The following is a 13321-nucleotide window of genomic DNA, read 5'->3' on the forward strand; positions in this document are numbered from 1 at the left end:
ATTACTCCTTAATCGCTTTTCGTTTGGATAAATAGTCAACGATTTGGGCATAACCCATTACGGTGATCATCGGAAATAAACTGGCAAAGGCGATTAAGCCAAAGCCGTCAATGAGTGGGTTTCGCCCTTCAACGTTGGTGGCAAGCCCAAGACCTAGTGCGGCAACCAAAGGAACGGTTACAGTGGATGTGGTCACGCCGCCTGAGTCATATGCCAGAGGTACGATCATTTTAGGGGCATAAAAGGTTTGGATAACCACGATGACGTAACCGGCCATAATGTAGTAGTGGATGGGATCGCCAACCACAATACGAAAGCAGCCTAAGGTAATCCCAATAGCGACACCCAATGCGACCGAAATGCGTAAACCTTGAATACCAATGGTGCCAGCAGATACTTGATTCGCTTTAATCGCTACCGCAATCAGTGACGGTTCGGCAATGGTGGTACTAAAACCAATCGCGGCGGCAAACACATATACCCAAAAATAATCCTGCCAAATAAACGGTGCTTTGCTGCCATCGGGGTGTAAAAACTCGCTGGTGGTTAATTGGTTTGCCATACTTTCGCCAATGGGAAACAGTGCGAGTTGTAAACCGACTAAGAAAAAGGTTAACCCTATAATCACGTAGACAAAACCCAGTAACACTTTGCGCCATTGGGTGACAGGGCGTTTGAGTACGCCAAGTTGAAAGCCAAATAAAATCACTGCAATAGGGATGACATCACGGGCAGTGAGCAAAAATGTGCTAATCAGCTCAGTAAACAAATTGGCTCCTTATCGCACGCATCAGTTTAAAAACACCATGCCGTAAATTAATACAAAAATCATAGGGCTAAGGCTGGCAAAAGCAATGAGGCCAAAGCCGTCTAACATTGGGTTTCGACCTTTAATCACACTGGCAAGGCCGACGCCCAATGCTGTTACCAAAGGCACGGTAATGGTTGATGTCGTAACGCCACCTGAATCGTAGGCAATACCAATAATATTGGCAGGGGCAAAGCTGGTGAGGATCATCACAAGTACATAACCACCAATGATGATGTAATGAATAGGCCAACCCTTAAGAATACGGATCACGCCAAGTAAAATGGCTAAACCTACCGAGATTGCAACCGTGATACGCAGTCCCATAGCATAGGAACTCATGGCCTGCTTATTGGCCTCAATCGCACCCGCATTAGCGGCGACTTGAGCCGCTTCATTGGCTACGGCGGTTAGCGCAGGTTCAGCTAATGTGGTGCCAAATCCTAATGAGAACGAGAAAATCACTAGCCAAAATACACTTCCTTTTCGTGCTAATGCTTCTGCTAATGATTCGCCAATCGGGAATAAGCCCATTTCTAAACCAAATACAAAAAATGTTAAACCCAAAACAATAAAGACTAGGCCAACAAGAATAGAACCCAGTTCAGCAGGCGCTTGATGTAGGACAAATATTTCAAAAAAACTGACCACTAATATGATGGGTACAAGGTCTTTAAAGCTACTGAACATAGCTTGGAGCAATTTAGCGATGGCAGACATCTATACTCCTGAAGGTAAAGTGACGGACTGTGATACTGCCTAGCAGTATCTCTGATTGTTCAATTCTGGTTGTTCAATAGCAAACGTTTTATTAAGTGTGACTCTTGATAGTATTTTCGCAACATATTGTTTACAATGATTTTCATTAAATTGACTCAGATCATAAAAGTCAGGCAAACTGTGCCGTATATCTTTGATTACTGATTTATACCCTGTGTAACAAAGGATCTTAGGTAAAACTAAAAAGGACTTTAATCATGAAAAAAACACTTTTACGCTTATCCATTATCGCCGCGTGTGCAAGCCACATGGCCTACGCTCAACCTACGGACATGGTCACTGGGTCGGTTGATTTTTCAACAGCATACCAACAATATAACAATGCTATTGAGGCTAATAACCAAGTCGATATCATCACCTATGCCCGACAAGCTTACGAACTTGGCGAAGTTAAATTTGGCGCAGACAACATTGATAGTGCTAAGTTAGCCATGAACTGGGCTAACGCTATTGTTGCGCAGTCAAAGCAGAATAATAATGGCCGGGTGATTCAAAATGAACAGGTGATAAAAGCGCAACAATTATTTGAGTCAGCTTTAACCGTGTACCGTCAAAAATTGCCTGAAAATGATATTGCCTTGATTGATCCGCTTGTGGGCTTAGCAGAAACCACCGCTGATGATGCCTATGCCAAAAAAGTGTTGTTTGAGGCGATTGATATTGCCCAAGAGGCGGATAATGAACTCACTGTAGCTGAAGTGAAAACCATGGCGTTTTATCGTTTAAAGAGCACGGAATTTTATACTCGTACGGTGAGGAATTTCGCTTTTGACGCCTATGATATTTATGTCAAAAAGCTTCCAGAAAACGCGATAAAACGTGTAAATGCTACGTACCTCTATGGGGCATTAAACGAAGCCATGGGTAAACACACTAAAGCGACGGATGCTTTAGTTGAAGTGATAAAACAATATCAAGCGTTACCTTATAGCCACCCACATGAACTGCGTGCTCATGCCTTGCTGGTTGATATTTATCAAAAGCAAGGCCAAAGTGATCAAGCCACTGAGCATTGCATTGCCATTGGTAAAATGACGCCGTGGAATGAGCAACAAGAGCAAACGCCTTTATTTCGAACTCCACCAGATTACCCTATGTCTTATGCAAAGCGGGGTAAAAGTGGTTGGGTAAAATTACAGTTTACTGTTGATGAGCAAGGTTTTGTGCAATCACCACAAGTACTTGACTCTAAAGGGGGCAGTCAGTTTGAGAAAGAATCAATTGAGGCGCTAAGCCAGTGGCGTTACGCGCCTAAATTTATTGATGGTAAGCCAGCGCAGGGCACTTCAACAGTGCGCTTAGACTTTACCCTAGGTTAATGAGTCTATTGAGTTGTGAGTTAGCTTAATAAATACATACTCAACATGCTCACACACACAATCACAAAGCCAGATTCAATCATGAACTGGCTTTTTTGTAGCTGTTTTTTACCTTGCTTTAAAATGGTTATCAGTTGGTTTTGTTTGTAGATTCGGCACGATATTAATGAGGTTTGTGGATCGGCTATGAGTTGAAAACGACACTTTTTACCATTATCGAGCAACACATCATGCATGCTTTGTAAACCAAAGTTAAATTTGCGCGACACAACCTTACCATTAATAAATACGCGCTCTAAACCACACCAATTGCTTGCTTGTAACTCAATGTTGTCTTGATTGAGAAGGTAAGAAAATTTAATCATAATACTCATCCTTTCATATGATAACTGCACAATTTACCGATACAAACGCTGTTAGCTTAAGCTCATTCCTGTTGGTTTTTATTGCCTTAGTAACATTAATAAAAGCAGAGCAATGTGACATTTTCCAGCACACAAATATGAACAATTTAAGAATTTAACCTATGTTATTGCTGGCTATGGAAATATTTATTTTTATATTTTTAGTTGCAATATAGGAGTGATTGATCAACGAAGAGGTTATGGTTAAAGCTGACCAAGCCAGTGCAGCGCTCATTCGTCTAACACTTGCAGGTGCTAGTGCTGAATAAGTCTGTAATGCTAAGAACTTTGGCTGAATTAAGCGCTGTAATACGCCTTGAGTAAATCTTTCCAGGTAATAATACCCACGATATTGTTATTTTCTAATACTGGGAGGCAGCCAATGTTATTGTCTAAAATTAACTGAGTCGCCAGGTTGATATCACAATGGGGGGCAATCGTTAAAGGGTTGTGGCTCATTACTTGATGAACGCGTTTTTGTAGGGTTTCAGTATCACGAATAAGTTCTGCTGCGGTACCAATATTGGGGCTTAACGCACTTAAAAAGTCTCGATGCGATAAAATACCTGTCAAGTGACAGCCTTCATCGATAACCAGTAAGTGGTGAAAGCTGACATTATCGAAAATTTCTTTAGCTAATGACAAGCGATCATCCATTTCGATAGTCACAACGCGAGTTATCATGATATCGCCCACGCTGATGTGACGAGGCGAAGATTGTGCCGTTGTGTCATTTGTTGTCTGATCCGATGTATCTGTCGATGTTGTCATAGATGATTCCCCACTCATTTATTCTTTTATATCAGATAAATATTAGCGTAACAATCAAATAACAACCAACAACAGCAGCAAAAGTATCCAGGGTTATGATGCGGTTTGTCCTAATGGTATAAATGGCCTGCCAGGTACTTTTGATATTTAATCGGTTTAAGTTGGTGAATATCCACTAAGACTAAACCATCAATGCAATCACCAAATTCAGGGTCAATACCAAAATCTAAAAATTTTACGCCTTGGTTGTCGCACAATTCACCATATTGTTTAAATAATGTCGGTACTGAGACAGCCATATTTGCTAACGTCCGTTTGAGTATTTTAAAGTTCTCAGCGTAGTCGTTGCCGTTAAACAAGAGTTGTAATTGGGCTATTCTGTCTGGGGTAAATTGATAGGGATTAAATGAGCGAGCTAGCGTTTTGCTGGTCGAAAACTGTTGTTGATAAAAGAACACCAACATTTCTTTTGCTTGCAATGGCAGGCTGTCACTTAATGATACTGGGCCAAATAAATAGCGATATTGAGGGTGCTTTACTAAAAACGCACCAATGCCTTGCCATAGGTATTCTAAACTGCGTCGGCCCCAGTATTTAGGTTGTACAAAGCTGCGGCCAAGTTCTAATCCTTGATCGAAATAAGGGGTAAAGGCGCCTTTGTAATCAAATAACGATTGGCTGTAGAGTGAATTTTCGCCAACATTTTCATGTAACGTCTTAGCGCTGGCAAAGCGGTATGCACCGACGATTTCTAAGTCATCTTTGTCCCATAATACTAAGTGTAAGTAGTGGTTGTCGTATTTATCAGTGTCACGGCGTTTGCCTGTGCCTTCGCCCACAGCACGAAAAGCAATCTCACGTAAGCGGCCAATTTCACGCATGATGGCGCTACTGTGTTGATGCTTGTACAGATAGATTTGTTTGTTGTCTTGGGTTTGCCCGAGTAATTCGCATTGTGTTAACGCACTTTGCAGTTCACTGCGTTTCTCCGGGTGAGCAATTGCATTTTGGGTAGTAAATAACGGGCTCCGATTTTTGCCTATTCGGTATAAATGGTTTTTAAGCAGTTTTACTTTTGTTTTTAAGGGGAACTCTTGGGTGTTAACGACTTCTTTGGCGATCAACTGCCCAATACGAATTGGCATGACTTGGTCAACTTGCTTAAACATTTCTTTGACTAATAATAACGTTGCTAACGGTTTATAGAGCATTGAAGCGCCATAAAACGTCGCTGAGTTTTTTGCGTCTACAAAAATAGGTAAAAGGGGCGCATTACAGGCACGAGCCATTTTTAAAAAGCCACTATGCCATTGTAAATCGGTGACACCAGAGGGACGTAAACGTGACACTTCACCCGATGGGAATATCAGCACCGCACCTTCATTTTTAAGGTGGTGGTGTATTTCATCGAGATGTTGCTTGGGTGTGCCGCCGGTCATGTTACGTACGGGCAATAAAATCGAATGCAGCGGTTTAATGGCCATTAATAATTCATTAGCGACCACTTTAATGTCGGGTCGAACCTGGCTAATAAGTTTGATTAACGCTAAGGCATCGAGTGAGCCAATGGGGTGATTGGCGTATATTACCACGCGCCCTTCGTGTGGAATATTCTCAACTTCGTTATTGGGCACGCTGTAAGTGAAGTTTAAAAAGGCTAGAATTTGTTCGACAAAGTCTACGCCAGATAAATGGGCGTGTTCGTTGGCAATGTCATTACATTGCTTCTCGTGAAGTAAATAACGCAACATGGCTTTGGTGGGCGTAGCTAACCACGGCTTGTTGTGCACATTTGGCAGGTTTTTCTCTACTACATTATCGACCGTAAAAATCATAACCTTATCCTTTTTATGCTACGTGTTGTTTTTGAGGTTTGATGGGGTTGTCATGCATATGGGGTAACACAATACTGGCGACAGTTTCAGCTTGTAGGTTTTGCTCGTTCCATTTAAGCAGCTGCACATCGCCCTCAAGGGTTTCTACAATCAAGGTGCAGTTTTCAACCCAATCCCCATCGTTGGCGTAAATCAGTGGGTGTTGATTTATGGTGTGTTCTGATAGCTCAGGCTGGTGGATATGGCCGCACACCACCATGTCGACCTGTTTTTTAGCGGCGTAACGCAATACGGCATCACGATATTGAGTAATGGCTTGCTGGGCCTTATTAACCCTAAGTTTGATATAACTGGCCAACGACCTATAGGGATAACCCATGGTGCTTCTCACTGCATGAAGTTGTCGGTTTAGCCAAAGCAACACATCGTATAAATGATCGCCTAATTTGGCATAAGCGCGGCTGACGCACACTTGCGAGTCAAATTGATCGCCATGAAGCATTAAAAAGCGTTTGCCCGTAATGGACTCATGAATGTGTTGTTTTGCTAAGGTGACACCTTTGAAGTGACTGTCAGCATAGGCTTTAAATGCTTCGTCATGGTTACCTGGAATAAACACGACCTGAGTACCGTTACTGGCAAGTTCAAGGATTTTTTTGATGACGTTGTCATGGCTGTCTGGCCAGTAGACTCTTTTTTTAAGTGCCCATACATCGACAATATCACCCACAAGGTACAGGTAATCACTTTGGCTGTGGTTTAAAAAATGCAGTAAAAATTCGGCTTTACAGTCAATGCTACCAAGGTGAACATCTGATATCCACATAGCATGAAAATGTTGGATTTTTGCTTTGTGGGTTAAGTGCGATAAAGATTGGCGTTGCTGATTACTTTTACTCTGTGAAATCATCTGTCGTTCACCCTAATACACAGATTGTGTCAGTGTTGATTTAGGGTAAGGCTGTTATTTGACGCTAAGGTGAACGATTTATTGCAACTTGATGAAAGTGTTAGCCAATAAAAAAAGGAAATGCATAGGCATTTCCTTAATTTAGCAATGTATCGATGGGGCGAATCTGGCACTCAGGCGTGGCGATTATTGTGCCGCGTCAATAATGGCTTTAGCCATTTCGTCAGCAACCGAACCCGTGGTGCGATTCTCTGCATCTGCACGGCTAAAAATAGTTAATAGCGTATGATAGATTTGCTCAACTTTGGCCTTAGATGCTGCGGCGTCATAGTTTTTCTCAAATGACACGTTAATAATCCCGCCCGCGTTAATCACATAATCTGGCGCGTACAAAATGCCCATTTGCTTGAGTTTTTCGCCGTGGCGCACCTCAGCTAACTGGTTATTGGCACAACCGGCAACGATAGTGGCTTTTAACAGTGGCAGGGTGGTGTCATTAATTGTGGCGCCTAAGGCGCAAGGTGCATATACATCGACATCTTGAGCATAGATGTCTTGTGGGGCAACTACTATGGCACCAAACTCGGCGGCCACACGGTCAAGTGATGATTGGTGAATGTCGGTTACAATCAGTTCAGCACCTTCTTCGTGTAAATGCTTACACAGGTAATAACCTACGTGCCCAACGCCCTGTACCGAGACTTTTATTCCTTTTAGGCTATCTACACCACGTTGATGTTTAACAGCCGCTTTAATACCTAAATAAGTGCCTAACGCGGTTAATGGCGATGGGTCGCCTGATTTGCCTTCCATGCCGGCAACAAACTCTGTTTCACGGCTGGCAATCATGATGTCAGATGTTGATACGCCAACATCTTCTGCTGAATAGTATTTACCACCTAAACTATTCACAAAGCGGCCAAAGGCTAAAAATAATGCTTCGCGGTCGGTGGTTTTAGGATCGGCGATGATCACGGCTTTACCACCACCCATGCTTAGGCCTGCTAGTGCATTTTTATAGGTCATGCCACGCGAGAGACGCAATACATCCGTTAACGCTTCATCATCCGATTGATAGTTCCACATACGGCACCCGCCGACGGCTGGACCAAGGTTAGTGTTGTGGACTGCGATAATGGCTTTTAAGCCACTTTGCTTGTCATGACAAAATACCACTTGTTCGTGTTCATCGAACGAAACATGATTAAATACTGTCACGTGTAATCTCCGCTTGCTGTGTGTAAAAGTAAAGTAACGTACCTAGGGAATAGAGTCTATTAGGTACAAACGACTGCTTGTTAAATTTATTGCAGCACGATAGCATTTAGCGCTACTCTCAACAAAGCACGATTTAGTTATTTTTGTGATTGATGTGGAAATTTAGCTTGCCACTTTACGTAAACGTAAAGTAACTTATGTTGCATCATTGTTTTTGAGATTGAGTTTTAGGTTAATTATTGTTCTAACCTGAAAAATAACAATAAGATAGGAAGTATTATGACTGAAGAAGTTGCAGAGAATGTCACTGAGCCAACAGTAGACCAAGAAGCCTTAAGACAAGAGTGGGTGCGTACTCAGTTTCAAAAAGCCAATCGCTTTTTAGCTGAAAAAGGCGTAATCCCAAGTAACGTACTGGCCAGTGAAAGTCGCTATCTTGCGCCTTATTTAGCCATTTGGAAAATGGAATCTAAGCAGCCTAAAAAACAAACCTTTTGGGTGATGTCGGGTGATTTACCATCTGATTATGTTGACGTTAAAGTGGCGGCTACAGCACGAGATGCCATTCGTCATTTTTCAATGATGTGGCAGCTTAAAGCTGAAAACCTGCATCAATCAGGCGCTACCAGAGATGAGACTCAACGAAAATTTGCCCAATTATTAGTGTCACGTGCAGAAAGCCTGCACAGAATGCATCAAGATGAAAAACTTTGGGGTTAATACCTCAACAACGCAAATAAACAAAAAAGGCACCTAGGTGCCTTTTTGTTTATCTTAACCTGAGCTCTCGCAGAGTCATCACTTATTAACGCACAATGACTTTAAATTTAGTATTCGTCTTCAGCGAGGTAATACAACCCTTGATTAACCAGTTGGGTTAATAGCTCAAGTAATGCGGGCTGTTCAACCAGTTCTCTGGCTTGCTCAGGCATAATGCTGACATTGTTGGCAAACAGTTGTAATACCGCTTCGCTTGCTTGTGCTAGTGGGTACTCGTCACCATTAATAAATAACCGTGACTGGCTGTCTTGTTCAAGACATAACACTTTTAAGCCACCAATGCGCTGAATAATCGCGCCTTGCTCAATGGCATCAATTAAGTCTTCGTTGCTTAATGGTTCTTCATCTTCGCACACATCCAGTTCAAATCTGTTTTGACTTAATAATTTGCCTAGCATGGTTTGGTATGCTTGAGGATCTTGAGCAAGTTGCACCAATAAATCCATAATGCCTTGTTGATGCGTTTGGCTAATGATGCCGGGGGCCTCTGGTTCATCGGTGGAGGTAAAACGTTTATTGCCTAAATTGTTGTCGATAAGGCTGTCGGCTAATTCAGTTAATAATTCTTGTTGGCTCGGCGCTCTAAATCCAATGGAGTAGGACATGGCTAAAGTCACGGTTTCGCCGCAATGCGGATAACCTGGAGGAATGTATAACACATCGCCTTTTTGCAATACCACATCAATAATTGGCTCAAAATCGTCAACTAAAGGTGAGTTTTCATTGCCACCACGACGTTTATGTTGGCCTTTGTCACCGACTTTCCAGCGACGTTCACCTTCACCTTGAATAATAAACACATCATAGTTGTCGATATGTGGTCCTACACCGCCGCCCGGTGTGGCAAACGACACCATTAAGTCATCAAAACGCCAGTCGGGTAAAAAGCGAAATGCTTCGACTAATGGCTGTGATGCGGGATACCAATGGTTAACGGCCTGCACTAATAACTGCCAGTTATCTTCGCCAAATTGGTCGTAGTCTTCAAATGGACCTTGAACCACGTCCCAATCATCACCTTTTGTGACCACCACGCGAGAGGAAATTTCTTCTTCGCATGCGAGACCTGCAAGTTCGTCTGCAGCAATTGGGTCTTCAAAATCAACAAATGCCTGTTTGATGATAAGGGGTTTCTGCTGCCAATGCTGTTTAATAAAGGCTTGGGTATCAATATTTAATGTGTACATCATTGACCTCAGATGGAGAATGGTAAATCCAATAAAAAAGCGGCCACAGATGCGACCGCCAAGATTAGCTAATGTCGATTAAATGACTATTTTAACTCGTCAACAAAGGCTCCAGCACGGCCGATGTAATTTGCTGGAGTCATTTTCTTCAGTTCAACTTTGACGTGTGCTGGCAATTCAAGGCCATCGATAAATACAGCAAGTTGCTGCGCATCAATACGCTTACCACGTGTCAGTTCTTTGAGTTTTTCATATGGTTTTTCGATGCCATAACGACGCATTACTGTTTGTACTGGCTCTGCCAATACTTCCCAGTTTTTATCAAGCTCGGCAAGCAGCTGTGCTTGATTCACTTCTAATTTGCTAATGCCTTTCAGCGTGGCTTGGTAAGCAATAAGCGAGTGCGCCATACCGACACCAAGGTTACGTAAAACCGTTGAGTCAGTTAAGTCACGTTGCCATCTTGATACCGGTAATTTAGCCGCTAAATGCTGCATTAATGCGTTGGCGATGCCTAGGTTACCTTCAGAGTTTTCAAAGTCGATTGGGTTGACTTTATGCGGCATGGTTGATGAACCAATTTCGCCTGCTATGGTGCGCTGTTTAAAGTGACCTAAGGCAATGTAACCCCAAATATCACGGTCAAAATCAATTAGAATCGTGTTGAAACGCGCGATAGCATCAAATAATTCAGCAATGTAGTCATGTGGCTCAATTTGCGTAGTGTAAGCGTTCCAGTTAATACCAAGGCTGGTTACAAAACGTTGTGACAGCTCATGCCAGTTAACTTCTGGGTAGGCTGAGATGTGAGCGTTGTAGTTACCTACAGCACCGTTAATTTTACCCATAATCTCAACAGCATTGATTTGGTTTAATTGGCGCTCAAGACGCACGGCAACGTTGGCCATTTCTTTGCCTAAGGTTGACGGTGATGCTGGCTGACCATGGGTGCGCGACATTAAAGGCACGCTTTTATTGTCATGGGCGAGCTTTTTAATGGCATCAATAATTTGCTGACATTGCGGTACTAATACTAACTCACGCGCTTCTTTTAACATTAAGCCGTGCGATAAGTTGTTGATGTCTTCAGAGGTGCAGGCAAAGTGTACAAATTCGTCAATCGCAACAAGCTCAGCGTTATCGGCAATTTGTTCTTTAATGAAATATTCAACCGCTTTTACATCGTGGTTGGTGGTGCTTTCGATGGTTTTAACGCGCAGTGCATCTTGTTCACTAAAGTTGTCTTTAATGCTGTCTAACAAGGCAAGGGCGGTTTCACTAAATGGGGGAACTTCTTCAATCTCTGGGCAGCTAGATAATAGCTTTAACCAGTTAATTTCAACTTGAACACGGTACTTAGTAAGACCGAACTCGCTGAAAATCCCTCTTAATGAGGCGGTTTTACTACCATAACGACCGTCTACCGGAGAGATAGCAGTTAGTGCGGAAAGATCCATTTGAAGCTCCTTGATGAACTTTGTTGTAGGGTGAATCGATTAATTGTTATTTTGGCTTTTTTTAGCGGTATCAAATATCGCTTTTCGGGCAAACACTAAATGGCGACGTTTGCCGCCTAATTGGCGCCATAATACTGCGCTACGCATGGCTGCAAGCAGTAGGGCTCGAATTTTATGTTGTACGATAGGTTGCTTTAAACAATCAGGATTTCCCGATATTTGCAGTTTTGGACCTAATTCACTGATGATGTCGCTGTATATGCTGGCAAAGTTAGACACGACTTGCTCATCGGTAATTTCAAAGTGGCTTAGTTGGCGGTGTATTTGGTTAATGCGTTCAGCAAGCATGCCTAAGCCGTTTGCCGAACGAGCCAGTTTGCGCTCTAGCGCTAATACACCAACTAAGTAGCGGGTGGTTTCGACATCTTTATTGCTGCCATCGCCCAGTTGGTTTTGAATCAACTGGTAGCCTTTACTTAAAATGCTTTTGTCTTGATACACATCGGCAGTGGCTTCGGGCTCGGTGACTAAGATGGTATTTAATGTTGCCGCCAGCGCTTCTTTATCGCTTTCACCGTGGCGGGCTAAATACTGCACTTGACCAATCGCCTGTAAAATACCGGCAAAGGCCATTGTACGTTCGAACAGCAGACTCTCTGGAGTTTGACTCACGGTTTATCCTCGAACTAGGGTATCGATAATGCCGCCACCTAAACAAATGTCGCCATCATAAAATACAGCCGATTGTCCAGGCGTGACTGCGGCAACTGGTGTATCGAACATGACGGTAATATTGTCTGGGTCGTTATAGACTAATGTACAGATAACATCACGTTGACGATAGCGGGTCTTGACTGTGATGTGACTGTTATTGGCTGGACCTTTACGGTCAACCCAATGCAGTTGATTAACGGTCATACCCTGTGACATTAAGCGCGGGTGTTCAGCACCTTGTGCCACCACGAGTACATTACGCAGTAAATCTTTTTCAACTACGTACCATGGGTCTTCGCTGCTGTTCTTTAAGCCGCCAATCCCTAGGCCTTTACGTTGCCCAAGAGTGTGGTACATCAAGCCTTGATGAGTACCAATGACTTCGCCTTCAGCGGTTTCAATATCACCCGGTTGCGCCGGTAAATAAGTGGCTAAGAAATCTGTAAACTTGCGCTCGCCAATAAAACAAATGCCGGTACTGTCTTTTTTGTCGTGAGTGATTAAGCCCATTTTTTTGGCAATCTCACGCACTTCATGTTTTTCAAGCTCACCGACAGGGAATAAACTGCGCGCCACTTGTTCATGGCTTAAGGTATATAAGAAGTAGCTTTGATCTTTATTGCCATCAACACCACGAAGCATTTCAACGTTGCCATCGCTGTTGTCGCGACGACGAACATAATGGCCCATGGCGATATAGTCGGCGTCTAAAATCTCGTCAGCAAATTCTAAAAAAGCTTTGAATTTGATTTCTTTGTTGCACATGATGTCTGGATTAGGCGTTCGGCCGGCTTTGTATTCAGCTAAGAAGTACTCGAACACGTTGTCCCAGTATTCTGCGGCAAAGTTGACGGTGTGCATTTTAATACCAAGCTTGTCACATACCGCTTGCGCATCTTTTAGATCATCTGCAGCGGCGCAATATTCGTCGGTGTCGTCTTCTTCCCAGTTCTTCATAAATAGGCCTTCAACCTCGTAACCTTGCTGGATAAGCAAATAGGCCGAAACAGAAGAATCTACACCGCCGGACATGCCGACAATGACTTTTTTACCGTTAGAAGTTGGGGTGATTGATGTCATAAATCCTAAAACCATTGAATATAGAGAGTATGTATATGGTGGTGTCTGTTTACGGTTT

The 13321-nt window shown here is 42.9% G+C and carries 13 protein-coding genes; 2 read left to right on the top strand and 11 right to left on the bottom strand.

All coding sequences use genetic code 11. The features are described from left to right. Position 1: 1 nt before the first annotated feature. Together IEY42_RS08780 and IEY42_RS08785 are read right to left on the bottom strand one after the other, a co-directional pair. Positions 2-769, bottom strand: a complete 768-nt coding sequence (locus IEY42_RS08780) for a DUF1538 domain-containing protein (RefSeq protein ID WP_160052914.1) — start codon at positions 767-769, stop codon at positions 2-4. 21 nt (positions 770-790) lie between these two features. After that, entirely contained in the window at positions 791-1528 is a 738-nt protein-coding gene (locus tag IEY42_RS08785) for a DUF1538 domain-containing protein (RefSeq protein ID WP_188924895.1), read from the bottom strand. Between the two features lie 257 nt (positions 1529-1785). Here IEY42_RS08785 and IEY42_RS08790 point away from each other — a divergent pair, with 257 nt between their 5' ends. Continuing rightward, positions 1786-2907 (top strand): energy transducer TonB, encoded by a 1122-nt coding sequence (locus IEY42_RS08790; RefSeq protein WP_188924896.1) that lies wholly within the window; start codon positions 1786-1788, stop codon positions 2905-2907. A 20-nt stretch (positions 2908-2927) separates the two neighbouring features. On the opposite strand, the gene IEY42_RS08795 is transcribed toward IEY42_RS08790, so the two are convergent. The 5 genes from IEY42_RS08795 to IEY42_RS08815 form a co-directional block, all read right to left on the bottom strand. Next, positions 2928-3272: a hypothetical protein gene (locus IEY42_RS08795; protein ID WP_188924897.1), complete on the bottom strand. Its 345-nt coding sequence runs from the start codon at positions 3270-3272 to the stop codon at positions 2928-2930. A gap of 336 nt (positions 3273-3608) precedes the next feature. Next, a complete protein-coding gene (locus IEY42_RS08800) occupies positions 3609-3995 on the bottom strand; it encodes a CBS domain-containing protein (RefSeq protein ID WP_229779993.1) in 387 nt (128 codons plus the stop codon). Between the two features lie 197 nt (positions 3996-4192). Beyond that, positions 4193-5917 carry a bifunctional ornithine lipid synthase OlsF gene (gene olsF, locus IEY42_RS08805; protein ID WP_188924899.1) on the bottom strand — a complete coding sequence of 575 codons (1725 nt, stop codon included), beginning with the start codon at positions 5915-5917 and terminating at the stop codon, positions 4193-4195. Between the two features lie 13 nt (positions 5918-5930). Continuing rightward, a complete protein-coding gene (locus IEY42_RS08810) occupies positions 5931-6827 on the bottom strand; it encodes a UDP-2,3-diacylglucosamine diphosphatase (protein ID WP_188924900.1) in 897 nt (298 codons plus the stop codon). A 186-nt stretch (positions 6828-7013) separates the two neighbouring features. Next, on the bottom strand, positions 7014-8045 hold the full coding sequence (locus IEY42_RS08815) for a Glu/Leu/Phe/Val dehydrogenase dimerization domain-containing protein (protein ID WP_188924901.1): 1032 nt from the start codon (positions 8043-8045) through the stop codon (positions 7014-7016). 279 nt (positions 8046-8324) lie between these two features. Between IEY42_RS08815 and IEY42_RS08820 the strand changes: the two genes are divergently transcribed. Beyond that, positions 8325-8765 (top strand): DUF4826 family protein, encoded by a 441-nt coding sequence (locus IEY42_RS08820; RefSeq protein ID WP_188916478.1) that lies wholly within the window; start codon positions 8325-8327, stop codon positions 8763-8765. 107 nt (positions 8766-8872) lie between these two features. Here the strand turns inward: IEY42_RS08820 and IEY42_RS08825 are convergent, their stop codons facing one another. The 4 genes from IEY42_RS08825 to mnmA all read right to left on the bottom strand — a co-directional run bounded on the left by IEY42_RS08825 (position 8873) and on the right by mnmA (position 13263). Beyond that, positions 8873-10012 carry a ribosomal protein uL16 3-hydroxylase gene (locus IEY42_RS08825; protein ID WP_188924938.1) on the bottom strand — a complete coding sequence of 380 codons (1140 nt, stop codon included), beginning with the start codon at positions 10010-10012 and terminating at the stop codon, positions 8873-8875. A gap of 86 nt (positions 10013-10098) precedes the next feature. Continuing rightward, a complete protein-coding gene (purB, locus tag IEY42_RS08830; RefSeq protein WP_188924902.1) occupies positions 10099-11469 on the bottom strand; it encodes an adenylosuccinate lyase in 1371 nt (456 codons plus the stop codon). A gap of 39 nt (positions 11470-11508) precedes the next feature. After that, entirely contained in the window at positions 11509-12141 is a 633-nt protein-coding gene (gene hflD / locus IEY42_RS08835) for a high frequency lysogenization protein HflD (RefSeq protein WP_268244266.1), read from the bottom strand. A gap of 3 nt (positions 12142-12144) precedes the next feature. After that, positions 12145-13263: a tRNA 2-thiouridine(34) synthase MnmA gene (gene mnmA, locus IEY42_RS08840; RefSeq protein ID WP_188924903.1), complete on the bottom strand. Its 1119-nt coding sequence runs from the start codon at positions 13261-13263 to the stop codon at positions 12145-12147. Positions 13264-13321: the final 58 nt, after the last annotated feature.

This window comes from Shewanella algicola (genome assembly GCF_014648035.1).
Classification (GTDB): domain Bacteria; phylum Pseudomonadota; class Gammaproteobacteria; order Enterobacterales; family Shewanellaceae; genus Shewanella; species Shewanella algicola.